We start from the raw sequence: 25,956 nt of genomic DNA on the forward strand, positions 1-25,956 counted from the left end.
GAGTCTGACGGGATCTGAAGGGGAGATAAAATCACCAATACAAGGAGGAAGTAAGGCTAAATCATCTTGAATATAGGGTTTGAAAAGATCTTCTTTATCCATAACGATATTACCAATAATATAACTCTTTATATTATTAAGTATAGTATATTAACTTTGTATATCAAGGAAATAGATAAAGATTTAATATAAAAATATTATCAATAATGTTAATAAAACCACAAAATTTAGGTAAAAATAGAGGGCGACCTTTTTAGTCACCCTCTTTGTAATTTCTAATCCTGTCAGATATCACTATTCCATCCGTCAATCTTGTCGTTTGTTGTTCCTGTAAGTTTGTTGACGTTCAGGTTCTTTTCACCTAGCTTCTTGGCTAGACGTTCTACATGTCTCATCTCTGAGTAGGTTATGGAGCCGTACTTGAGCTTGTTGCTTAATTTTGTGTGTTGGTTATTAAGCCACCATTTGTTGTGGAGTTCAGCCTGATTCTTTTCTGTATTCATAGAGTGACCATGTTTGTTGGTCCACTGAAATACTACTTTGATGCCTTTTTCCTGGAAGAACTCAAGTCCAAGTTTACTGGTCTGTCTGAAGAACGCATTTGCTATAACATCACCAAAGGCTCTATGTTTATAGAAGTCTTCATGGGGGTCCTCATTGTCATCTACTTTATGATGAGGAAAATGCTTATCCAGTATTGCATTGTATTCTTCTTTGGTAAGATCTCCTTTATTGTATTTATCCACACATTCCTTCAGAATCTCAACATAGGAATCTATTGTTCCGTCTTTAAGATAGTTATCTCTGAGGTCAGGTTCCATCTGTTTTAAAATAAAGCCTTTTAAAGTGGCATCTACTCCATATTTATTGACCTGATTGGCCCAGCCGGTGGTCTTTTGTCCCATATGTAGAGGCTTTATTCCTTCCTTTATGAAGGAAGAAATTTTCTTAAAGATATCTACTTTGTCGGCATTTTTCTGTAAGAACTGCTTCCACTCCTGACGTGTGTCCTGTTCAATAACCTCTTCGAAGCCATTCTCATCTTTTTCGGTCATATTGTTGCCGATGGTGCCGTCCTTGATTTTAGCAAACATACTTACTGGATCATCTGCAATCTGCTCCCAATCTATACCAATACTTGAATTATAGGTATCAACAGTTGTTGCCTTGAACCCCTGCTTTCCTTCAGTCTTTAACTGTTCGTTTGCCTGATCTATTGCTTTTTTGCCTTTGTCTCTAACTTCAGACATTCCATAAAGAACTACCTGTTTTATTCCACTTTTAGAGCCTATTTTTTTTGCGGCATTAAAGCTTTCAGTGATCACGAATCTGTCTGCGGTAAGTTTTTCCTCAAGGTGTGATTTGATTTCTTTAGACATGTTGCGGTTAAACAGATTCAAAAACCAGTTTTTAAATTTAACCTGAATGTCTCCATTTACAAACTTAACGTTATATATTGATTTTCCAAGACGAATAGATCCATTCTGCAGTGTATTTGTTTCTTTTTCGACAAATGCAGAGGTATTAATTTGGCTTATGTTATTTACTCTTAGCTCTGGCCCTGCCATATCTTCCTCTCTGGTTAACCTGCGGTTAACGGTACACTAGTTGTTAATCTTTCCGATAATCTCAGATGCTGATGAATTGCCTGAATTTTCAGCTGTATCTGGAGTTTCGTTGATTCTGTCGCGGTAGTGTTTTTCAAACACCATGAATTCCTCGACAATTTCAGGAAATTCATTTACGTCAATATCTTTGATATCAATACTTACATAGGCAAGAAGAACATCATCCTCCTCGTCATAAGCAACTGTTGGTCCTGATTTGTATAGAGGATTGATTGCAGAGGAAAGAAAATCAATAACCAGATCATATCTCAAATCATCTGGCATTCCCTTTGCCAGTACCCCCAGAAGAACTACTCTTTCTTCATTCTCAAATTTGCGGATACAGCATCCAAGATCTAATTCCTCTATTTGTAGATGACAGCTGTCGTCCTCGAAAGCCAGCTTTATTCCAAGGGTTTTGCCTAATACTTCAAGTAGTTTGTCATATGACTCTTTTGAACTAATCACAGTCTGCCTCTCATATAATCAAATGCACTAAAAAAAGAACTACATATAAGTATGTATACATCATAATTATGCATAATAAAAGCTCAAAAATGTCAAGGTTCACATTCTTTGGATACAAATATGTAAAAAGATGGTTCCTGTTACAAAAAAACTTCTTTGCTAATTCACAGTTTCATATATATCAGTAATAAAACAAAATTCACATCTGTTCAAACTGGTTATGTGTCACTTGTCTTCTATTTTTCAACAAGGTCAAAATTCACAAAAAGGTAGGCATTTTTTATGATTTTTTTCAAAAATCAGAGAGCTTCACAGAGTTGATAAGAAAAGCTGTTCTAAATTCTTCTAAAGATAAACTTGCTAAGTTTAATTTCCGATAATTAGAAAAGGTTCCGACTTAAATTTTTATAAGAAAAAACAGCATTTGAAGCTGTAAAACTAGAACAATAATTTAAAAGATAAAACAGCAGATCTTGAGAACTGAGGAATGTGGTATGAATCAACCTATCTCCCGGCATGTGGATTTCAGGCTTGTGCCTTTGGGCGTAACTCCTGCCGAAGGCGGATGCTATTTTTCAGTATGGTCTCCTAAGGCTGAACAGATAGTTGTCCATCTGTATGATAAAAGCGAACATGAAATCAGAAAGGTAAGTCTTCCTGAGAAAAAGGGAAGTGTCTGGTATGGCTTTATCGATGGTGTTCAGGTCGGTGATCTATACGGCTATGAGGCAATAGGCGAGTACGATCCTTCACGCGGTCTATATTTCATGAAGGATCATATTCTGGTTGACCCTTATGCCAAGGCTATTTCAAAGCCCTTTGTCTATACCGAGGATCGTTATCATAATCATTACGACGATTTTATTCCAAAGAGCATTGTATGTGATGATAGTGATTTTGACTGGCAGGGCGTTCAAAAACCAGCTATCTCTCTTGATGACATTCTAATTTACGAGTGTAATGTCAAAGGCATGACCATGCTTAATGAAGATGTTCCTCAGGAGCAGCGTGGCAAATTTTTAGGCATGTGCCATGAGAAGGTGATTGCTCATTTAAAGAGACTCGGTATTACTGCGGTTCAGTTAAATCCAATCTATGCCTATATATCTGAGCCTCATTTATCCAAAATCGGTAAGGTAAACTACTGGGGGTATAACCCTGTCTGCTACTTCGCCCCAGACCCAAGATTTGCTGTAAACCCAAGAAATGCCGTCAATGAATTTAAAGAGATGGTTCGTGAGTTCCATCGTAACGGTATTGCAGTAATTCTGGATGTGGTTTACAACCATACCGGTGAAGGCGGAAACGGAGGCAGTGTATTAAGTCTTAAGGGCTTTGATGCTCATAACTACTACGTACATCCTCGCAATAAGGATGGCTCCAGTGATTATGGTAATTTCTTTGATGTTACCGGCTGCGGTAACTCGGTTAATGTGGATTCAAGCCCAACACTTAATCTGGTGCTAAATTCCATGACTCACTGGCTTAACGACATGAAGGTTGATGGTTTCAGATTCGATCTCTGTGTAACCTTGTGTCGTGAAAGTCACGGTGAGGTCTTTAATGATTTCGATCCTAATTGTGCATTTTTAAAGGGGTGTTTCTGCAATGATTCTATTAACAAGTCCATTCTTATTGCTGAGCCTTGGGATGTTGGAAACAATGGTTATCATGTGGGTGGTTTCCCTCAGGGCTGGGCTGAGCAGAACGACAGATTCCGTGACACGGTAAGACGTTTCTGGCGAGGCGACAAGGGCCTTATCGGTGAGTATATCACCCGCATTATGGGCTCACGTGATATTTACTTAAAAGAGACCAGGTCCATCAAATCCAGTCTGAACTTTGTAACCTATCATGACGGTTTTACCCTTAATGATCTGGTTTCCTATAACTCCAAGCACAATGAGGATAACGGAGAGAATAACCGTGACGGCTGTAATGACAATTACTCTACCAACTGCGGCAAGGAAGGTCCAACTTCAGACAAGAAGATAAATGCAAAACGCTGGCAGATGAAACGCAATCTGATTGCATCAACCATTTTAAGTCAGGGTATTCCTCATCTTTTGGGAGGAGATGAGTTTTCCCGTACTCAGCAGGGCAACAATAATGCTTACTGTCAGGATAATGAGATCTCCTGGACAAAATGGGATTACTCTGAGGAGAACAAGAACTTTATCTACTTTATCTCCATGCTTAATCAGATTCGACATGAGTCGATGCTTTTAAGAGAACTGCTGCTGGTTGATGATAACTATCGAGTAAGTACTAAACGAGCAAGTTATGAGGCTACCTGGTATCGACCTGACGGTGTGCAGATGCACTCTGCAGACTGGAATAATCCTGAGACTGATACTGTGGTTCTCGTTGCAGGTGCAGTGAATGACGATGAAGGTGAATCCTGGTGTGTAATTTTTAATCAGAAGTCCAAGTCGCAGAGTTTTAAACTTCCTCCTGCATCTCCGGGCAGAGAATGGGTGGAGATCTTCAATACGGCTACTGATACAGGTCTTCCTGAATCGACTCATAGTGTAAAGAGCATAACCACAAAATGTCCTTGTATCAGAGTCTTTAAACTTAGAAACACTGTTGTAAAAAAGATTGTGGATTCAACTTCAATTGAATCTAAGACCAGACATTCTAATCGTTCTTAGGAATGTTGTTAATTGTGCACGCTATTCCGGGGCTCTCTTTGGAATAGCGTTTTTTTATTGCTTAAATTGCAGTGAAGGCGTCTTTTGAAGACGCCTTCGCTGTATATGCAAAGTGGACGTAAATCCTAAAGAGTTACCTCTCTGATAGCACCTATAGCCATAAGCTTTGGTTTATTCTCGCTGACTCTGGCACTCTTATCCAGTAGATCAAGTATGGTCTTTACATACTCAGGTTCTACAAAGCCAGACGCTGTTTTCAGGAAAAGCGATTTGAAGAGATTTGCCTTGTTGCCACTGTCTGAAGACAGATGTACAAGTGTAATTTCATCTTTATCATCCTTCTTGATAGCTGCTTTCATCTCTTCATAGACACCAAAGAGATCTTTACTATCATCGATAAGCTTTAAAGACAGAGCATCTTCACAGAGGAATACCTTACCCTCGGCGAAGACTCTGTAGTCTGTGTTCCTGAGAGCCCTACGGGAATTTTTGACCAGAGAGATAAAGTTCTCGTAAATACCTTCAATCTGAAGGGTATTCATTCTGCGCTGAGATTCTGGCATTCTGACCGCAAAAGGTGTTCTTTCAAGCTCTGAAGTCTCAACACCGTCCTGTCTGATTCCATACTCGTTTAAGAGATCGTGCAGACCCAGTCCTACTGAGAATACTCCGATGGAGCCTGTAATGGTGGTTGGTGTAGCATAGAGTCTGTCACAGGCAGTACTGATCCAGTAGGCACCTGAAGCACAAAGTGAGTTCATGGAAACATAAACAGGAATTTCACGTGTCTCCTTGAGCTTTACAATCAGATTTCTGATTTTTTCTGATGCAGTAACAGAACCGCCAGGGGAATTGATATAGAAGATAACACCTTTGATGTTTTTATCTTCAAGAATCTTCTCAATCTGAGAGGCGATATTGTCTGGGGTAAAATCAGTTGGTCTCTCTGAGAAATCCACAATCTCACCGATACCGTATAAAACCGCAATCTCTGATTTACCATCAGAACTTTCACTCTTTACGGTGTTTTCTGAACTGCTCTTTTTGTGTTTCTTTTTCTTTGCCTTGGAGATTGTAGAAACAGTAGCTATGGAGTCTGCAAGATCCTGATAGTCAGTCATGTTAGGATTTAGCATATTGTCTTCAAAGCCGTAATCCTTTGAGTAGGCATATTCAAGATTGAGCTGAGAGTTGATTTCATCCACAAGTCCCATGTTCTTTAGAAGCTCTGCCTCAGATCCACGGAATCTATCCAGTTCTGATAAGAAACGTTCAGGATTGTCAAAGACTGCGGTTAAGGCTGAAGAGGCATGATCTCTTGCATTTAAAGAGTTCTTGTAAAGCTTCCACAGAGAATCAAAGATATGCTGATATTCTTTTTTTACTCCATCTGACATTCTGTTCTCTGTAAAGATTTCTACGGCACTCTTAAATTCACCTGCCTTGAATACCAAAGGCTCCACTCTGAACCTGTCCAAAAGATCTTTCAGATAAAGATTAGAGCTTGCAAAGCCCTTGAAATCGAATCCTCCCAGAGGATCAATCACGATTCTGTCAGCTGCAGTGGCGATTCTGTATGCTGATGCTCCATAGCTTTCTGCAAAAGCGGTGATCTTGGTGTCAGGCTTTTTCTCCTTATACTCTCGAACTGCATTATAGATACGTTCTGCGACCGGGAAGGTGGTCTTGCATTCTGTGAGATTAAGATAGATCTCCTTGATTCCATCTTCATTCAAAGCTGCTTTCAGGGCTTTTTCAATGGAGAGAATGTCATTGATGCGGCGGTTGTTCAGCTTCTCATCCAGGCTTCTGGATAGCTTTGAGTAGTCATCATCAGGTAAAGGATACTCGTAGATAGGGCCGTTTAAGTCAAAGCACAGTACCGGTTCAATCTGTTCGATTTCATGTGTACTCTTTCCAGATAGTTCTGCAATCACTTCAGAGCCTTTATCGGAAACTGTGTTTACAAGTCCCACCAGGGCAAAGATGGCGATGATAAGCAGGATGAAAATGATATTGAAAACCGTGTTTCTGATAAAGGTGATAATGGAGCCAATCATCATAAAGATATGACATAAGCCTTTGAGCAGGGAAGGGGAACTTGCGTTGTTCTCTGCCCCTGTCTGAATGGTTATGTAGTCTTTACGGTTCTGGGAGGTGGAATTATCAGGATCTTTAAAATCCATAATGCATATCCTCAAAAAGATAAGACAGGACAATTATGTCCTGTCTTATGAGAGTTGTTCTGATTATTTGGTTACAGCAGGGGCCTGAGATGTTGACTGAACAATCTTCATCACAGAGCTTACCATGCCTGATACATCTGAAAGGTTGTTTGGCACAATCAGAGTATTGTTGGTCTTGGCAAGATTTGAGAAAGCCTCGATATACTGCTCTGCAACCTTGAGGTTTACAGCGGTGTTGCCGCCTTCAGCCTGAGTAGCTGAAGCGATGGTTTCAAGAGCCTTGGCCGTTGCATTGGCGATGGCGATGGTAGCCTGAGCCTTACCTTCTGCGATATTGATTTCTGACTGCTTCTCACCTTCTGACTTGGCAATAGCAGCTTCTCTTGCACCGTTTGCAAGGTTAATCTGTTCCTGTTTTCTACCTTCAGACTCGAAGATAACAGCTCTTTTCTCTCTTTCTGCAGTGATCTGTCTCTGCATTGCCTGCAGAATTACGGCAGGAGGTGTGAGATCCTTGATTTCATAACGCAGTACCTTAACACCCCAGTTTAATGCTGCCTCATCAATTGCAGCTACCACCTGATTGTTGATTACGTCACGCTCCTCAAAGGTCTCATCAAGTACCATTTTACCGATAACAGAACGCAGAGTGGTCTGAGCCAGCTGGGTGATGGCGATGATATAGTTTGAGGTACCGTAGGAGGCAAGCTTAGGATCTGTTACCTGGAAGTATAGAATACCGTCTACTGAAAGCTGGGTGTTATCACGGGTGATACATACCTGGCTTGGAGTATCCAGAGGAATTTCCTTTAGGGAATGCTTGTAGGCAACCTTGTCGATAAAAGGAATAATGAAATTAAGACCTGGATTTAAAACCTTGTGGAATTTACCAAGTCTTTCAATTACCCATGCAGTCTGCTGTGGAATAACCTTGATAGCCTTTAGTGCAAAGATGATTGCAATAATAATCAGAATCAGGGCAACAGTGCCGCCTGAAATATCCATATCTAAATACATTTACATGCTCCTTTACTATTTGATTAAAATCAGTCTGGTGCCTTCAACCTTCTCAATGTGGTAAATACCTGCTTCCAGAGTTCCTTCTCTGGCATAGGCCTTCCACAAAGAACCTCTGTAGCTGACAGTGGCACCTCCGTCAGAATCGATTTTCTCGACGGTAATAATCTGTCCCTTATCAAGATTGTCACAGTCCTGATTTGGGGTAAGCTTTTTTCTGATATTGCGCCTGAAGATGAAGGCTGTAATCACACCTGCAATTGCCACCACAGCAGCAATGATGCACTGTGCGGTAAAAGTTGTGCCCATAAAGGCGAAGATACAGGCGATGGCACAGCCGGCTACCAGAGCCAGAAGATAGATACTGCCAATCATCATCTCCACACCTAAAAGCACCAGGCCTAAGATCAGCCAGATAAGATAGTTATCCATTTCCTATTTCTCCTTAGTGTTTTTTCTCTTGCTGAGCTTTGAGGAGACCACTGCTACAAAGATTATGTAGACGATCATAGGAAACAGTATAATTTCCTCATCCTCTGTATCAACTGTGACAGCTATAACGCCGGTGATGGTGGCTGCAAACAGAAAACCAATGAAGAGCAGAACCTTGAGTATTTTATTTATCGCAGATTCATAGGTTACAGAGCCTGAGCCGGTGGTATTTGAATAGCTCTGCGCCCGGGTTGTGTTCTGTGTGGTGCCGGAAATTTGTGCCTGTGCAGGAGAATGGTTCTGATTCTTCTGTGAAATGCTCTTTTCAATTGAAGGACTGTTCAGCACGCCAGCGTGCTGCTGATGCTCTTTCTGAGATTTGGCTATTTCATCCTTAATCTCATCGATTGAGGTCTTCCCCAGTTTTTCAATGAGAGATACATAATCTCCATCTTTAGGTTCAAAAGGAATGTTGCTCATAAAATCCTTATATATATCTTTTGTCTGAGCGGTGATTTTTTTTCTCTAAGCCGTTTGGTGACTTGGAGAGCTGTTTGTTCTTATAAGGCAGATTTTGACTGCTTTTGTATGAAAAATTATATCACAGCCGTCTGTTTTAATCGGGACAGAGCTAGTCTTTTTTAAACTCTGTCAAAAAGATTCTGTATATATACTCCATTTACCTTATTGGAAAGTTAGTGGAAATAAACAGTGATTTAATTAATAGTTTAAGATTTATTTGAATATAGTGAAAAAAAATATAAACTTTTATTTTTATATTTCAAAGAATTAAAAAATTATTTTTAATATCAATAAGTAAGATTTTTTTATCTTGATTTTTTATTTAATAATTTATCCTAGCTCACACTCTTGCAATTCTACTACAAATGTAGCTGAAAAAATATCCTATCCTTATAAATAGCTCAACACTTTTCGAAGTGTTGCTTTCTGTGTAAATTCAAAGAAAACAGCGGAGTCCTTCATGACCGGAAGGTCTTGATGTATGCATAACTACAGGTGGTATGAATGCTCTCTTCGAAGTATTAAGCCTATAACTTATGCAGATAAAGCAATATTTGAATAGAAATATTCAGAAGATAACGGTTAACCGACAACTAAGGAGCATTTAATGTTTTTCAAGGATCTTGTAGCAAAACTGTCCGAGGAGAGCGGGCTTGATTTAGAACCTGACATCTACGATACCTGTATGCTGGAAAGGGACGGTATTGTTATAAGTTTTAAGCATCAACAGGAGAGTGATGATATCGCTATTTTTGCTCCCGTAACAGATCCTGACAAGATAGTCCGTCTAAATGAATCTGCCTTGAGGATGGCTCTTTCACTTTGCTATAACGGTGTGGGAACAGGAGGGTGTTTTATAGGTCTTTTTGAAGAAAATCTGGTACTGACCAGATATGTTCCTTTAAAAGATCTGAGTGTGGAAAAGTTTGCTGCTATTCTGAACGCTTTTGGCGAGACTGCTTATGATGTTCATAATGCGATTATTGCTGCATATCAGGATATTCCGGCAACCGTAAGTTCTCAGGGAAACGAGAAAATGCTGGAGCATGGACTTTCTGTTTAAACAGAAATGAGCGATAACCCGATTAGATTGATATGAGGTAGAGAATATGGATCTTAATCTTGAGAATATTTCCAAAATCGACACAAGCAAATCTTATTATCTTTCTGACAGTGGAGAGATAAAAAAATCGGGATTGCTTCACAAGTTCAAATGTCTTTTTAATCTTGGTCATTCAAGAGAGCGTGTCGCTAATCTTGTCAATGCCATTAGAAGGACCCTGATAACAGAATCCAACGAAATGGGAAAAGAGGCGTTGGATAATCAGATGAAGAATATCAGCACCAAAAAGGCTCTTACCGGAAGCGAAATCAAAGTACTGGCTGATAATTTTATTACATCGAACAAAAAGTCTATTCTGAAGCATAATGCCTCAAAAATGGTTTCTTCCCTGGCTAATCAGACTATTGAATCTTTATCTTTTGTATCAAATGGACAAATCAAGTTTTCTGATAGTTTAAAAAAACTGTTAACCTCTTATGTAGAGAAATATGTTGATAATCCTCCAACCACAAATAAGGATGGTCAGACTGTTATTGATGAAGAGACTTTGCGAAATCATGTAAATAACGACCTTTCTTTGTTGGGAAAGCTGATTATAGACATAAAGAATTCTGAGGCTCTGGGCAAACCTGAGATATCGGATGATTATGCAGAATACCTTCAGTCAGCTCTCTCTGAGGTTATAAACGGCAAGATTAAGCCTGAGGATTTTTCTATTGAGAATTTGAAGAGTCCTGATGTGGCTAGTGAACAAAAACTTCAGAAATTTTTGAATAGTAAAAATTCTCCTGATAAAAGTGCTGTAATTGAAGCTGTTGTGAAGTACACGGCAGAGGATTTAAAGGGTGATCCTGAGTTACAGTCTATTGTTAGAAAGGTTGCTCTGCCTCTTATACTGAGAGCTGATAATACCTTCCGTACCGTAGATGCTATAAAGAAGAAAATTGAAGGTATTAAAACTAATCTTGAGGAATATCGTGCGCTAAGCGTCAATAACCCTAAGATTTTGGATAAAGGTAAAGAGCTGCTTATCGCTCTTCGTGGCGCAAGTTTTCCTAAAGGCACAATTGCTTCGCAGTTTAACTTTATAAATTCTGCAGATCTTGGGGATCTGACGAAAATTAATGGCAATTCATCTGCTATGGATCTGCATAAGGCTATTTTAAAACTTAAAAATGTAATGATAGATGCATCTAGAGTTCTCCCTGAGAAACATCCAGATACAGGCGAGGATTACATGGCTGCATTCAGGTCTCTGCAGATGAATCTTATTCTTTTAAAACTTGAGCCAGCACAGCGAATGAATATTATGAAAGGATTTGATTCTGTGATGCTGTCAAATCTTTCTGCAGCTTACCAACAGCAGTCAAACTCTTTTCTTAGATCTGAAGATACCACAAGACAGATGCAGGATCTTCAACGCGAAGAACTTCATTATATGGATCTTCTGTCTAATAACTTTATGACACTGCTGCACGAGTTTACAGGAACGGATCCTAAAGTTTTTGTGGCTTCATTAGGGCAGGCTAATTCTGATTTAATAGCTCAGATCAAATCCGATGCTATATCTGAGGCTAACAGAGAGGCAAAAACCAGACTTGAAAATCATTATCAAGATTATATGAAAGGAGAACATTTTGGCTTTCTCAGGGACAAGTTTGAGAATATAGCTTATAACAAGAGTATTGCTGCCAAACGTCCATTCAATACTTCTGAGATGTTCTCTGCTGCCGTTTTTAAAGACGTTAAGAGAATGCTGGACTGGAATATTATTTCTTCCATGATTTCTTTTTCTAATGGTCGAATTGAGGATACTTCATTTTTCAAGGATCTCTCAGTACTTGATGTCAAAATAGAAGACAAGCCTTTAAATAAAGATCCTAAAATTGCGCTGGATCAGCTTGCTCAGTTTGTTACTCAGGGAAAGAAGTCTGCATTTGATGGATTAACCGCCGAAGAGAAGAATAAGGTTGGTATTGTGATGTCAATGATAAGTAAGCAAACCGTCAAGACAATTACTGATGGTGTTCCTCTTGGTCTGAGTGATAATCATGATAAACCACTGTTTAAACTATCCGGAAATGGTCCTCAGAGTGAAAAATCGTCACTTAATCTTAGGTACTCAGGAGATAGTTTTGTCGTTAACTGCTCTTATGAGCAGGATGCTTCGTCCCTACAGTATGGAGGTCAGGATATCACTCTGAATCCTAATACCAAGGTTAAAGGCAATTTTGAGTTCAGAATTGACGAAAGTGAGCTTTCAAGACTTGGTAAGTTTGATTACAAATCCCTGAACAATGCTCATGTACAAAATATTGATGAAGAGGTTGGTCCTGAGAATCAGGGAGATAATGCCCATGACAAGATGAAACGAATCATGGATACATTCTCGAAGGATTTTGAGTCAAATATTAGAATGACTGAGTCTACTTATTCTATTGTGGAACCAGATTAGAAGACGGATAGATATTTATTTATCTTTCAGATTTTAATGAGCCCCCAACGTAATGGAAATATATTATGCTGGTGGGCTTTTGGTTTAAGGCAATTTTTTTTATTTAGTAAAAAAAATATATATAAAATTTTCTGTAACATTTCATTAAATTTTATTAATTATCTTTAATAACAATAAGTAACCTTATAACTGATATATTCTTAATTGATTTATTTATTGCAGTTCACAATTTTGATAATTGTTATAAATGTAGCTGAAAAAATATTATATATATGTGTATATGTTTCAATAATTTTTAAGCGGATATCTTTGTGTTAATCCTGCTGACTTAAAGATTGTATAAGTACTATAAAAGAGCTCCTTTTGGAGGCATGTCAAAAGGACTGTATGTGTCGAGAGGTGTATTATGTCCGATTTTCCAATTAATGGCGGTAATCAGAATAACGTTCAGAACAATTACGAATATGATAAAAACAGCCTTATTGCTGAAATGAACGGACTTAATACCACCATCGAGAACATGGATGATATTGAGGAATCCGATGAGCATGAGGAACAGCTTAATCCTCCTCAGGTAGTTAACGAACTAACCGATGTTCCCGTCTTATCTGATGCTCTTGTAAGCAAAAACAAGGCTCTGCAGCTCTTCAGGTCTCCTCTTGAAACTCATGACACCTTTGAGAGAACTCTGCAGCGTAAGCACAAATTCAATTTCTTTGAAAAGTTTCTGTGTGTGATATCCTTCGGTCTTGCATCCCCCCTCATCAACCATCTGAATAAAAGTAATGACCGTAAAGAAGCTATGGAGCTTAAGAACAACACTCTGGCTGTTAATTATGCTCTGGCAAATTTTCCTAAGGATGAACACTCTAACAGCGTCAATGTCGATCTCTTCAACGATGGAAAAGTAATTCATGCTCAGTTAGAACGTAATGAGAAGAATCAGCTTTTTATCAAACTTCCGCGTATGGAGCAGAAAATCAGACTGCCATATGATTTACAGCAGATGAAGACTCTGATCTCTACCGATATCTGCTCCCATATTGATATTTTTGGGCTGGAATCTGCTCTTATCAGTCTGGATGCTGAGAATAAGGATATAAACCGCAGAGGTATGCTTACAAACATTCTCTCTCATATGACTGGCGGTGAGAAGAAATACGATGAGCTCAGTGTAATGGACTTCAACTCTCTAGAATCCATTGTAAGAGATATTAGAAACAATTCTGAAACACTTCGCGAGAGTGGCAGTTCTGATGCAGATATTTTTCAGAGCAATAGGACATTTCTTGAGAATGAGCTTAAGAAAGTGGAAGCTAAACATCAGCTTATTGCCACTAAGCTTAACAGTTCTCTTGTTCAGAAGGAGGCTCTATATAACGAGTCCATCGCCAATATTGAAGATCAGATTTATCAGAGCAATCTAAACAAGCTGACACTTGAGCTTAATGCTCAGAAAACTAAAAAGGAATCTCTAGATAAGACTATCTCAGAGAAAAGTTCCGCTATTGCTTCCTATCTTGAGAAAAAAGATCTGACTCCTGAAGATCTTCAGAAAAAACGAGGAGTTGAATCTGAGCTTGAGACAGCAACCAAAAACAGAACACTGGTTGTAGATAAGATTGCAGATCTGGAGAAGAGAATTGATACCTTAAATGAGGAGCATGAGAATTTACTTGCCCAGAGAGCTCAGAATGCACTGGATAATCCTGTGCCTCTGAATAATCAGGTCATGCCTGAGGAGCTTGGCGAGGCTGGTAAGCATAGTCAGAAGATAAATTCTATTTATGTAAATTCCATTATTGAAAAGCTTGAGACGGAAAAGAAGGAATCTCCTCAGAGCGTTTCTCAGAAAGTTGATACCTCAGTAATACTAAACGGAACCGATAACAAGTACACTAAGCAGAAAGCGGTTCTGCAGAATAAGATAGAACTTGTTAAAGAGTATGGTACTGAGAACGCAAAGAAATATACAGATGGCCTCAGATCGCTAAAGGAGAATTCTCAGAACAAACTCAAAAACTTCTATACTGCAGATTTGCTGACCTCTAAGATTATCGGCCTTAATAGTGACTTCAATCATAATCATATCCTTAAAGCCGAATATGATGACAAGCTCTACAAGCTAGAGTCTGAGATTGCCAAACTTAAGAACAGTCAGGATCCTGCTGCACAGGAAACATTAAAACACCTTAACACTGAACTTAACAATCTGAAGAAGAATCCAACCTATTTGAGTGATGAAAAGCTTATCAAGAATATGGTTCTGGAGAATAAGGAAATATTTGCCTCTATCAATGCGGAGATAAAAAAGATTATGCAGGAGACCAATTCCACAAATCCGGAGTTGGCCTTCAGCAACACCTCAATCGGTAAGATCATAAATTCCGAGGTTGGGGATATTGTCTGTTCTCTGTGTCGAGAAATCGGGTTTGACAAGATAACAGCTGGTGATATTGACTCTTCTCTGACTGCATTTGATATGAAGAACAGCATTGCCGGTTTCTTTTCTTCAATCGGATCTTTCTTCGGGGGCGGTGATGTTCCTAAGGCTGAGGAGAAAAAAACGGTTGATCCTTTCTTTGTAAAAGTATCCCGTATTCCAAATGCAATTTCCTCTATGAGTGTTGTCAAGTTACAGAATCTCACCGAGGAACTGTCAATAGCATTAAGGTCAAAAAATTTCACCTATGAACAGTTTAAGGAGCTTAAAGGCAAATACATCGCTGTTATCAGTCTCTTTGAAAATCCTGACCACAAAAACTTTATTACCCAGAGCGTACCAGAGAAAACCAGAAATCTTCTTCTGGCTCTAAACAAGGTTAAGAATGAAGAAGCTTTTTATACTGCAATCAGCAGATATAAAAAGGCAGAGGAATTCTCTGCCATGGCAAAGGAGATTGACTCTCTCAAGGGTAAAGGTCTGACTATTGATAAGGTTTTAACCAACCTTATTTCTGATGATACTATGCCTCCTTTAAAAATCAGCGAGAATAAGCCATTATTCAGGTTATTCTCGGAACTTGTACAATCCAACAATTCAAAGGATGTTCAGAAAAATCTGCAAAGGTTCAAACCTTACATGTCCAAGTCAGATTATTCCGTGATTACTAAATTTGCTTCAGTTTTTTCTGGATTTCTTGGAAGCAACTATATCAAGGGAGTGCTTAACTCAAATAAAGATACTGATATAACCGGTCTTTTCAAGGAGATGGTTGAAACCTGTCTTGCTTCTGGGTTAAAGTCTCCGATTTCCTCTGTGCTAGAGCAGCTTGAAAAAGATGTCACAAATGAAGAACTGAGAAAGACCAGAGATGATTTCCTGGGGGACGAAAAAAACGCCTGTCAGCACAGGATGTGCGAGAACTTTGCCTCACTGTTTGCCACCATTGAAAATCGTGATGTTGAAACAGGTTTGAAGGAAATTGAAGAGCTGACTAATCAGGGTAATCTCGATGAGGCTACCATGAGGAGAGTGCTTGAGAATCACCCTTCACTTCTTGTTCATGCTTTTGATTTGAGTTTCTCTGATGGGCTGACTCCGCAGCAGACTTATCTGTCAAAACATCTGATTCTTGCCTTTGCTCCTTTCCGCACTGTGTTGACTCAGACTTATACCTCAGGAAAGGGGAGGGAATATCTGAATACCTCTGACTATAGAGAACTTGCAGATAAACTTCTTTATACTTTTAATCATGATCCTCTAACCTTTAATAAGAAGCTTTACAATCCTATAACTCAGGATCTCAGAGATATGTTCTCTGACGCAATGTATACCGTTACCACGACCATTCCAAAGAGTGTTCCGGGAGTTACTCTAACCTCAAATGAGGCCATTGGTTCGGCAAGTCTATCCGATAATGGAGCTTTTGACTTCAAGAGCGCCATGGATAAGCTTGAGGATGATATCCTGGCGGTAAGAAATGCTCAGGAGGACTATATACGTTTTGATCTGGATATTGTTTCTTCTTTTGCAAATGATCAGAAAGAGCTTACGGCTGAGCAGCGTGCTTTCTGGGTTCACAATTTCCTTGCCGATCTGATTTTTGAAGAAGACGGCAGAGAGTATGATAAATCTATTGATAAGCTTGAAAAAGACGCTCCTGATGCAATACAGCCTGGAGCTAAGCTCCTACGACTTCTGAAAAAGCACGCCAAGGCGCTTTCCTATATGATTAAGGATCCTATGGCGTTAAATACTCTTCCATCTGTAATCAAGCCTCAGGTTGAGGCTCTGGTAAAACAGATAAGGGAATCCGGTCTGGAAATACTTGCAGATAAAAATACAGACATCTTCACAGATGGTCAGCTTGAAAACGGTGCTGATTTTATAAGAAACCTGCTGAACTTTGATATAAACAAGGCTAATTCAGAGTTTACTCAGACACAGCTTGAGCTTAAGCTCAGTCTTATCAGTGCCGAAAAGACTCTTGAAGACTCAGTTGATACGATTTTAGAAAATTTAAGTGAGATGATAAATACTCCTGAGGCGGTTCCTGAACAGGAGGTTCAGGCTGAACCTATTGCACTGGATGGTGATGAGGTTAACGGTGAAGCTGTCAATGCAGAGGAGGAAAAAGCACAAAATCCTCCTGTTGACAAAGGTGATATGTCCGATCCTCTTAATCCGAACTCTACTTTAAAGTCTTTAGATGAGAGTTCTGGCAATAAAGATGATGTCATGACTCAGTTCGTTACCAATGTCCGCAAGAACTACTTCAACAAGCTTTCCAAAATGGATAAGCTTTCCATGGTATCTGCCTCAATCAGGTATTCAAGAGCAGACAAGAATGGCAATATTTCAACAGATAAAATGATTGGTTCTGCCTTTAAGGGAGCAGGACCTATCATGCAGAAGATGCTACAGAAGACACCTCAGAAAGAGATCAGCGAGGAACTCAAAAAGTCCTTCTCTGACATGAAGAGTAATCTGGCTCCTATACCTGAATCTGTGGTTCAGGCTCATCTTTTACAGATTGTTAACAATTCGGATGGCAAGGTTAAGAAGATTGAAATAGAGCGCTCATTAGGTGCAGCCTCAGTGGGGGAGGCTTTCCTCTGCAAGGTTTATACTTCTGACAAGCCTGAGGGCGTTGACTGTGTTATCAAGATCCTGCGTCCGGATGTTATGAACAAGGCTCACCGTGAGCTTGAGATCTTCAGGGAAGCAGCCAAGAATATTCCTGGCATGGATGTAACCTTTGAAGGTTCTTTAAAGTCAATTATGGAGGAGCTTGATCTCACCATTGAAGCTCAGAACATTATTTCCGGTCAGGTTTACAACAACTTTGATCCTAATGTTCAGAGTATGAAGCTTTTTGATCTGGTACCACCATCTACTGATGTACTGATTATTGAAAAGGCTCCTGGAGTAACTGTAAACTGTGTTATCAATTCTCTCGAAAATAAGGTCTTAGACGACATTCTGAAGCCTGTAACCAAGGTTGAATCAAGAATCCCAGGACTTGAATTCAAACCTCAGTATGCATCTATTGATGAGTTTCTTGCAGAGAGGGACGATCTCACCCCGTCAGAAAGTGACTTTGTGGATATGCATAGCAAGCTACTTACCGAGTACAAGGATCTGATTGAGCAGCGTAATAATCTGGTTAAATTCTCTAAGGAATGGGTTTCTCAGGGGATTTTTGAAACAGGCTTCTATCATGGTGATCTTCATGCTGGTAATATCATGACATCAAAAGACAAGCTTACCGTTATTGACTTTGGTAACTGTATCAAGTTAAAGCCTTACCAGCAGGAAAATATCATTCGCATGATGGCAGCTTCCATCGATTCAAACGGACAGGCCTTTATGCAGGGCTTGAAGAATCTTCTCTCAGAGAAGAGTCTTCAGCGCCTTTCAGAGGTTAAAGATTACAATGGTGTGCAGATGACGGTAGAACAGCATCTGACTGATGTGATCTCTGCTATTTTGAGTAAGGGCGAAGAGAACGATACCGGACTTAGAATCAAGCTTGCTATGGAGGCTATTCTTAAGGAGGGTATTGAAATTCCTGCTCCTATATATAACTTTGAGCTGTGTCAGTTGTCTTTGCAGAATACCATTGATGAGATGAATTCTCAGATTGATACCGTACGAAAGCTATTCTTAAAGCTGGGGTTAAGCAGAGATGATACAAGAAGCAACTCTCTGTGTCCTACAGCAAGTTTTGCAAAGAAGGCTGTTAATATCTTTGTCGGTGATATAGAAGAGAAGGATCAGAGCAAGGCTCTTCTGAAACTTTACAACGAAGAGCTTGATAATCTGTTAAAGGATCCTGAGGAAAAATTAAAGCGAAAGGTAAAGCATGTCGGTTCTCAAACAAATTCTTTGGATTTTTCTGCTCAGACTGGCAGTGTTAAAGCCGCATTCTGCTTTATGGATGATCCTAAATTCAAAGATCTGTATGAAAAGTGGCAGGGACCTCGTCTTGAAAATGAAAAGAAGACAAATAAAAATCAGGAGATAACTTTAGCAGAACAGAGGGCTGAAGAAGAGGCCTTTGATGAGTTCTTTGCCTATTATAAGGAGAAGGTGACAGCCCAGATGCAGCAGGAGTTTGAAATCCTTAAGAGCTTCCTCGAGGAAAAGAATAAGGGGGAAGAAAATTTCCTGACAGGTATGTCTGAGGTCTTACAGACCTATAAGTGGGATGCGGTTAAGACACTTGGCACTATGACTTCTATTAAGTACGGACTTAAGAGCATCTTCGCATAGGTTAATCTGAAGTCATAATTCAGTGTGCAAATGACGCTCTATAATTACCTAAACTTTTTAATTTTTATATGTTTAGGTTTCTAGTAGAGGCAGGACTAAACTCCTGCCTTTATTTTGACTGGGATTCAATCTTGTTTAAGACGATCTCCAGTTCATCAAGTGATCTGATGTCATCATCCTCATCCACGTCTTCTTCCTCTTTACCTACTTTTCCATATGGTTCAGGAGTTGGCAGAGGTATATCTAAAGCATTCAAAAGCTCTTTCTGTACACCAGTAACTTCTGAATAATAAGCTCCGTTTCTGAATACCGTCTGCTCAATTGAATCAAGCATAACCAGAAGTTTGTTGTCAGAATCATAAGGAAGCTGCATACCTTTTTTGCATGCCAGATTAACTCTCTGACGGAACATCATCCCAACAGCACAGGACAGGAACATAACAAAAGCCTTTCCTTCAGTGGATTCATTTTTGGCAGTTCTGAATCTGCTGCCACCTACAGTCTGTTTAATAACCTTAAAGACATCTTCAACTCTTTCTCTTTCGTAATAAGCTCTCCAGGCTTCCACAGCATCATCAACCTCATTTGAGATTAGGATTCTAATTCCCTTGGTTAAAAGGAATTCAGCTTTCTTAATATGATTGGTGGAGTAGTTACCATTACCGTTATCTTTAAGGAAATTCTCTCTGATAGAGTTTTCCTCCTGATTCAGAGGAATATTGGCTCTAAGTTTTTCTAAAACCGGCATGATTGTTCGTTTTAGAAGAGTATTTTCGCATTCGGCTCTAATGTTCTTATCCAGATACAGATGCAGATAAAGTGAGGTTCTGGCCTTAACGGCTCTGCCCGTAGGAGTCTTGTCGTATGTAGGATAGGACCATTCACATTTAGTGGTAAGGCAGTAGCACTGAATCTTTGAATTGTAGGAACAGTAATCCTCAAGAGCAGAATAGTTTTCAGCAATGATTTGCTTTGCAAAGGTATAGGTGTTTCTGCAGTTAATTACAAAGCCAAGTTCACTCAGGATAAGCTCGTTAATGTTACGAATACTGCAGTATCCTTTATCTGCAACAAGAATGGCTCTGCGGTTAATGCCGGTACGGATAATCTCGGAAATCAGATTTCTTACTGTAGAAACATCAGGAGTATTGCCGGTATAACTTCTGTAGTACAGAGGCATAGCAGTTTCCTGGTTAACCAGCATTAAAAGGTTAATCTGCTTAAGACTGTCACCGTCCTTGTTATGCCCCCATTTTGCTTTGGTAATACCATCGCTGTAGGTGGATATGGAGGTTGAATCCAGTGCGTAATAGGTGTTTACTCTACCGGCCTGAGTCTTTTCCTTTTCTGTTACAAGTTCGTTTAACTTAACCAGAAAGCGGTCAATTTCATCAGGAGTTATTCTGGAGAATAGCCGAGAAATCTGAGCTGCATCCAGAGGCTTTTGACATGGCAGTCTGTGTTTTCTGGCAAAATCCTCATACAGATGAGTCGCAGAGTTAGAGGTCAGGTACATGTAATAGGCAACAGATAAAAGTTTCTTATGACGACCGTATTTTTCAAATACTCTTTCAAGTGCAATAGTCAGAGGAGAATTGGCTATAACATTGTCTAAGACCCAGGTAGCACCGGCATTAAGTCTTAAAAGATTAAAGGCAGCTGTTAAAGAGATCATTTCATCAGCAGGCTCAAAGATAAATTCAAATACCTTTTTTGCCCCCTGCATTCTCTTAAATACTCTTTTTACAGTAAAGGATTTAAGTTCAGGATGCTCTTCTAAAAAAGCATCTGTCCACTCAATAACTCCTTCAACACCACCGCCGATAATCTTACCCACGGTTTTGTTCTGACCAGCAATACGCCTTGGCTGTTTAAGTTCTTTATTCCAGGCAATCTTATAAGAGGTTACATACTTGTATTTCCCCTGACCAACAACCATTAAAGGAGGGAGTTTTGGAATCTCAACAACAGCCATAATATCACCTATATAAACACATATATTATATGTTTATATTATAATACAAAAATAAAGGAAAAGCTTATGTTTATGCACTTTTCCTTAAAATTTAATTCCGTTATGTGTTTAAATTAACAAAGTTACGGAAACATAAAGGCTGTAATATAACACCTTGTATATTTTGGAAAAGAGCTAGTTTCTTCAAACCTTATATCTATATTCTGTGAACTCTTAAATAAATAATCAGTCTCATGTCACAATTACAAAAACTTTAAATAATGTAGTGCTAAAGAATGCTTATACTAAAAAGAAGAGTTTCTAATATTTTAAATAGCTAATAAGGTTGTGATTATGGTAGACGCAGTAAATGACTTACACTTGAGATCACAGTTTGCAGTAGATCTTTTAACCAAGAATGACGCAATTGCCTCAAAGAATATTACCGAGAAAAAGAGCTTTTCAATTTTTGACTGGGTAAAGAGCATCTTTTCCTTTGGTGCTGCTAAGTCAAGTATTGAAAGAACCAAAAGTGAGACGGCAAAGACACTTGTTTCGGATACCAATGAGCTATACAAGAACCTTCGTGATTTGGCCAACAATCCAACAAAGACTAGCTCAACTTTTGAGCTGTCAAAAGATTCAGAAAAACTTAATATCGAAATCAAGCGTCCGGATGCACAGTCTGGAAAAATAAGCGTAACCATCACCGGACGAGATGGTCGTCAGGAGCTTGAAGTTCCATTTAAACTCCAGGAACTAATTCGTCGTTTTGAAAATGATATTGTAAGTAATCCTGAGCTGTACGGAAGAGAGAATGCTCAGAATGTTATGAAAAACTCCATCTCTAGAAATCTGGATGAAAATGGAAATGCCAAGCTGGATTCTGCAGAGCTTGGAGGACAGGCGCGAGAGCTTTGTATAAATGCAATCTGTGCTGCTACTGGTGCTGACCCTACCTCCTTTAACGATGTGCCTTTAGATCTGATGTACCGTATGGGCATGACTGCCGTTGACGGTCGTTACAAGGACGATAAAGAGGCTTTTGACTATTACTTTGCCTTCTCAAAGGAAATGGGCCTGTACAATCAGACCAACAGCCCTGAAGTCAATGAAATGATCACCCATTTCGAGAATCTTCAGAAAAGCGGCAAACCAGAAGATATCAAGGTAAAGATTTCCTATACAGCTCCTGCTGAGCTTGAAGAGCCAAAGAAGGAGTCCGAGAAAGGGCCTCTGAAAACCACAGAGAAGGAAGTCAGAAATCTTGTTGCTGATCTTATCTCCGACAGTGAGAGCTGGAAGTCAGACGTGAAATCTGCGAAGGCTAATGCTACTCACATGAGAATGGTCTTTGCAAAGCATCTTAATACCATTGCGGATCTTTTAATCAAACCTGAGCTGGTGCTTAATGTTGAGCCATTAATTGTAGAACCTTTAAACAAATTCCTAGATAGTATCAAAGAGTTCAAAACTGAAGATACCGGAGAAAAACTCAAGCAGTTAATGCATGATCCGAATACTCTGGATCTGCCTGAGTTCAAAGATCTTGAGCCAGATGTCAAGGCTCAACTTAAAAAGACAATCGACGGCATTCCAAAGGATCCTAACAGTACCTTTTTCCTGTTCAACAAGCTGGCTTTTTTAGGAAAACTGACCCTAATGACAGCATTTGTGCCAGATGATGCGCTTACCAAAGTATATGGTCAGATGGAAGAAGTTCTGGGCAAGGGTACGGAAATGTTCCAGGACACCATGAATGGCTATCTGATGAAGATCTGCGATGAGATTGATAAGACTCTTGGGGTTGTCAAAGGAAAAGAACGTTTTGTCGATATGGTGCCTGAAAATACTGATGACTGCATGAAGGTACAGGAGATGCTCCTTGAGCATGTAAACTTCATGAAGAATCCTCAGATTGAGATGCTGTGCAAGGCTGACAGTGCTCTTGCTGATGAAATAAAGCAATTCAAGGAATCCTCTGCAGAAAAGAGAGAGGAGCTGGCACCTGATCTGGTTCATAAGCTTCTTACTCATCCAAAGCTCAGTGTTCTCAACGGCTATAAGACCGATACGGTTGAACTTATGAAGCTCGAAGAAAACGCTATTAATGACACCAAGGATACCTCTGTTCTTTATTTAACTTTAAAGAATCATCTTGACGGTACCGCCTATAACAAGGATATCGCTAAGTTCCTGTCTCTGTGTGATCCTGTAAAGCTCGATGAAACCAAGAAGTTCTTTGCAGATCCTGAGACCGGAAAAAACAGCATGGATGATCTTGTAAAGCAGCTGAGCACTGAGCTTAAGAATGCATTGCAGATAAATGCTACCCTTGAAAACAAAAAGCTTGTCGACTGCTCTGATGAGGAGCTAACCAAGCTTATCAAATACAGAGATGTAACCGAAAATGCGGCTCTCAATAAGCTGATTAATGAAAAGAAGGGCTTAAATGACAAGCTGGCTATGTTAAACATGTCAGAGGAAAACAGTCGTCTTTTAGCTATAGGTCAGCCAAAGAAATTCAATGCCGAGGATGTCAAGATCGAGACCTTTATAAGTGATATTAGGGAAGCTATGGAGCGTGCTCCTTATATTGCAAATTCAGAGCCTCGCCGCTTTGTAAAAGTCGTGAATACCGAAAAACCGGTCTCTGAGATGACTGCCGAGGAAAAGAAGAACAAGCTGTCTGATATGGCTGCGGACAGTTTCTCTATGAACAGCGGTTACGGACGTTTTATAAGAAATACTCTGGCTCGATACTTTGTGAGTGTGGATACGAAGGACAGAAATCATATGATTGCCTCCCTTGTCCGTTACTCTAAAGGTTCAGATTCCTACGGTGCCAAGCTTGGTGCTCTGATTAAAGGTGTTGGTCCAATTATGCAGAAGGTTCTGCAGGCAATTCCTGTTCCTGAGCCATCAAGTGATACCGATCCTCAGAGCAAGCAGATCCTTGCAGATCTGAAGAAGGCTCTGGCAGATACCAAGTGTAATCTGGCTCCTATTCCTGATAAGGTTGTTCTGGCTCAGCTTCAGGAGATGGTCGAGAAGTCAAATGGTGCGGTTAAATCTATTGAGGTTGTTAAATCTCTGGGTTCAGCCTCTGTAGGTCAGGCTTTCTTAGTTAAGGTTTACTCTGATCAGAGTCCATTTGTAGAGGACTGTGTGGTGAAGATGATTAAACCTGACATCAAGAATCGTGCAGAACGTGAAAAGGATATTTTCTTAAGTGTTGCCCGTGAGTATAAGGATGGTATGGAGCAGACTTTCAAGGGACAGCTTGACAGTATCTTAGCCGAGATGGACTTAAGAGAGGAGTCAGAGAATACCAAGAAAGCAAACTGCTATAACAATACCCCATATTCAAAGGTAAAGAGTGCAACCCTTAACGGTAAGGTTCATTCAACAAATTCTGTGATGATGCAGAATCTTGCAAAGGGACAGACTGTGTCCAACTATCTGAACGGCATTACCAAGAAGCTTGACGCAATCACTGAACCTAATATCGTTATGCAGGAGGTTGAAAAGACAGATCCTGTAACAGGTAAGACTTTTAAAGTTAAAGAACCTGTCATGAAGACGATATATAACTCTTCCGAGGCTATTAACGAACCTGCCTTCAAGCATGTAGACACTTTGCAGGATTACATCAGCAAGCGTAATGAACTTAACGCTATCTACAAAGAACTGGTTGAATGTCAGAAATCTCTGACTGATATGACCCGTGTGTGGGTAACTCAGGCTCTGTATGATGGAGGCTTCTATCATGGAGATCTGCATTCAGGAAATATCATGTATGACAGCTCCACTCGTGAGATGACCATGATTGACTTTGGTAATACCACACAGATGACCTCAGATGAGCAGAAGAATATCTTCAAAACCATGGCAGCACTGATGTTCAAGAAACCAGAGCGTTTCTATTCTTCCTTTGAAGCTCTTCTAACTCCGGAAGGAAAGGCAAAGTTCAATGAGAACAGAGCTGCTATTGAGGATGTTGTTAAGGAGGTTATAGCCTTAGGTACCATGGATGATGTGGGTGCAATGCTAGGCGTATGTATCAACAAAATCTCCAATATGGGTATTGAGATCCCTCCTGCCTTATTCAAGTTCTCTCAGTGTCAGCTGAGACTGAATAACTCCATAGAGCAGGTAAATGATATGATTAAAAAGGTAGCTGCCACCATGTCCAGAATGGCTGGAAATCCAGTGGGTGGAACCAAGCAGTATTATCCACTTGATTTTGCAGGCCGCTGCCTGTATTACACCAGAAAAAACATCGGAAAGCAGTCTCTTGTTGATGCAGATACGATTCAGACTGAGCTTGATCAGATAAATATGCTGCGTAATGAGCTTGATAATGACGGCAACTTCAGTAGTGTGCCTGGATATATGTCTGATGAGCCAAACTATCATTTCTATCCAGAGGTACAACGCATTATGGCTGAGCACCTCGATAATGTTAAAAAAGGCAAACCTGACACTGATGAATACAACGTCTGTATTGCCCCTTACTTTAATCGTTTAAGACGTGAAATCGAAATGTATGAGTTTGACCCATCATTTGTTAATGTTCAGGCTGTTACAGATAAACTCGAAGAAATCCTGAGAGCTGATCTTGATGCCTATGAACAGAACTTTAAGGATACGATTATCAAGAGTAGTACAGAAATGCCTTCCTTTATGAAGGTTATGAATGAGGTAGGAAAGAGTAAGCCTATATCGACTGCTACCAAGGTTGGTATCTCAGCTACTTTTGATGCTATCTTAACTATGATTAGTGCAAATAATACCTAATCCTGATATACAAGGATCGTATTTTCTACAAATCATATTTTGTTCTTGATTAAGCCTGAGCAGACTTCGGTGTGTTCAGG

12 protein-coding genes are annotated in these 25,956 nt (G+C 39.7%); 5 read left to right on the top strand and 7 right to left on the bottom strand.

Translation table 11 applies throughout. The annotated features are described in order from the left end of the window. Positions 1 to 284 precede the first annotated feature (284 nt). Positions 285 to 1,568, bottom strand: a complete 1,284-nt coding sequence (locus tag BM308_RS08080; RefSeq protein WP_074944397.1) for a hypothetical protein — start codon at positions 1,566 to 1,568, stop codon at positions 285 to 287. A 36-nt stretch (positions 1,569 to 1,604) separates the two neighbouring features. Then, positions 1,605 to 2,075 carry a type III secretion system chaperone gene (locus BM308_RS08085; RefSeq protein ID WP_074944398.1) on the bottom strand — a complete coding sequence of 157 codons (471 nt, stop codon included), beginning with the start codon at positions 2,073 to 2,075 and terminating at the stop codon, positions 1,605 to 1,607. A 494-nt stretch (positions 2,076 to 2,569) separates the two neighbouring features. On the opposite strand from BM308_RS08085, the gene glgX reads away from it, so the two are divergent. Further along, on the top strand, positions 2,570 to 4,729 hold the full coding sequence (gene glgX / locus BM308_RS08090; protein WP_074944400.1) for a glycogen debranching protein GlgX: 2,160 nt from the start codon (positions 2,570 to 2,572) through the stop codon (positions 4,727 to 4,729). Between the two features lie 125 nt (positions 4,730 to 4,854). Here glgX and BM308_RS08095 read toward each other — a convergent pair whose 3' ends face one another. From BM308_RS08095 to BM308_RS08110, 4 genes are all read right to left on the bottom strand, one after another. After that, entirely contained in the window at positions 4,855 to 6,915 is a 2,061-nt protein-coding gene (locus BM308_RS08095; RefSeq protein WP_074944401.1) for a S49 family peptidase, read from the bottom strand. Between the two features lie 63 nt (positions 6,916 to 6,978). Further along, a complete protein-coding gene (locus BM308_RS08100; protein ID WP_074944403.1) occupies positions 6,979 to 7,932 on the bottom strand; it encodes an SPFH domain-containing protein in 954 nt (317 codons plus the stop codon). Between the two features lie 15 nt (positions 7,933 to 7,947). Beyond that, entirely contained in the window at positions 7,948 to 8,364 is a 417-nt protein-coding gene (locus BM308_RS08105; RefSeq protein WP_074944404.1) for an NfeD family protein, read from the bottom strand. A gap of 3 nt (positions 8,365 to 8,367) precedes the next feature. Next, positions 8,368 to 8,844: a hypothetical protein gene (locus tag BM308_RS08110; RefSeq protein ID WP_074944406.1), complete on the bottom strand. Its 477-nt coding sequence runs from the start codon at positions 8,842 to 8,844 to the stop codon at positions 8,368 to 8,370. A 649-nt stretch (positions 8,845 to 9,493) separates the two neighbouring features. Here BM308_RS08110 and BM308_RS08115 point away from each other — a divergent pair. From BM308_RS08115 to BM308_RS08125, 3 genes are all read left to right on the top strand, one after another. After that, positions 9,494 to 9,949 carry a type III secretion system chaperone gene (locus BM308_RS08115; protein WP_074944407.1) on the top strand — a complete coding sequence of 152 codons (456 nt, stop codon included), beginning with the start codon at positions 9,494 to 9,496 and terminating at the stop codon, positions 9,947 to 9,949. A gap of 46 nt (positions 9,950 to 9,995) precedes the next feature. Then, positions 9,996 to 12,404: a hypothetical protein gene (locus BM308_RS08120; RefSeq protein ID WP_074944409.1), complete on the top strand. Its 2,409-nt coding sequence runs from the start codon at positions 9,996 to 9,998 to the stop codon at positions 12,402 to 12,404. Positions 12,405 to 12,810: 406 nt separating this feature from the next. After that, positions 12,811 to 19,122, top strand: coding sequence for an AarF/UbiB family protein (locus BM308_RS08125; protein ID WP_074944410.1), 6,312 nt, complete (start codon positions 12,811 to 12,813; stop codon positions 19,120 to 19,122). A gap of 109 nt (positions 19,123 to 19,231) precedes the next feature. On the opposite strand, the gene BM308_RS08130 is transcribed toward BM308_RS08125, so the two are convergent. Beyond that, positions 19,232 to 21,097, bottom strand: coding sequence for an IS1634 family transposase (locus BM308_RS08130; RefSeq protein ID WP_074944412.1), 1,866 nt, complete (start codon positions 21,095 to 21,097; stop codon positions 19,232 to 19,234). A gap of 333 nt (positions 21,098 to 21,430) precedes the next feature. On the opposite strand from BM308_RS08130, the gene BM308_RS08135 reads away from it, so the two are divergent. Further along, complete coding sequence (locus tag BM308_RS08135; protein WP_074944414.1) at positions 21,431 to 25,876, top strand: AarF/UbiB family protein; 4,446 nt, start codon at positions 21,431 to 21,433, stop codon at positions 25,874 to 25,876. The last annotated feature ends 80 nt before the right edge of the window (positions 25,877 to 25,956 follow it).

The sequence above is a fragment of the Succinivibrio dextrinosolvens genome, assembly GCF_900116345.1.
Taxonomy (GTDB): domain Bacteria; phylum Pseudomonadota; class Gammaproteobacteria; order Enterobacterales; family Succinivibrionaceae; genus Succinivibrio; species Succinivibrio dextrinosolvens_B.

Bases quoted from the DNA above. Each gene is read 5' to 3' on its own strand.
- BM308_RS08105 (WP_074944404.1), bottom strand. From the start codon at position 8,364: ATGGATAACTATCTTATCTGGCTGATCTTAGGCCTGGTGCTTTTAGGT.
- BM308_RS08110 (WP_074944406.1), bottom strand. From the start codon at position 8,844: ATGAGCAACATTCCTTTTGAACCTAAAGATGGAGATTATGTATCTCTC.
- BM308_RS08120 (WP_074944409.1), top strand. From the start codon at position 9,996: ATGGATCTTAATCTTGAGAATATTTCCAAAATCGACACAAGCAAATCT.
- BM308_RS08125 (WP_074944410.1), top strand. From the start codon at position 12,811: ATGTCCGATTTTCCAATTAATGGCGGTAATCAGAATAACGTTCAGAAC.
- BM308_RS08115 (WP_074944407.1), top strand. From the start codon at position 9,494: ATGTTTTTCAAGGATCTTGTAGCAAAACTGTCCGAGGAGAGCGGGCTT.
- BM308_RS08080 (WP_074944397.1), bottom strand. From the start codon at position 1,568: ATGGCAGGGCCAGAGCTAAGAGTAAATAACATAAGCCAAATTAATACC.
- BM308_RS08130 (WP_074944412.1), bottom strand. From the start codon at position 21,097: ATGGCTGTTGTTGAGATTCCAAAACTCCCTCCTTTAATGGTTGTTGGT.
- BM308_RS08095 (WP_074944401.1), bottom strand. From the start codon at position 6,915: ATGGATTTTAAAGATCCTGATAATTCCACCTCCCAGAACCGTAAAGAC.
- glgX (WP_074944400.1), top strand. From the start codon at position 2,570: ATGAATCAACCTATCTCCCGGCATGTGGATTTCAGGCTTGTGCCTTTG.
- BM308_RS08100 (WP_074944403.1), bottom strand. From the start codon at position 7,932: ATGTATTTAGATATGGATATTTCAGGCGGCACTGTTGCCCTGATTCTG.
- BM308_RS08135 (WP_074944414.1), top strand. From the start codon at position 21,431: ATGGTAGACGCAGTAAATGACTTACACTTGAGATCACAGTTTGCAGTA.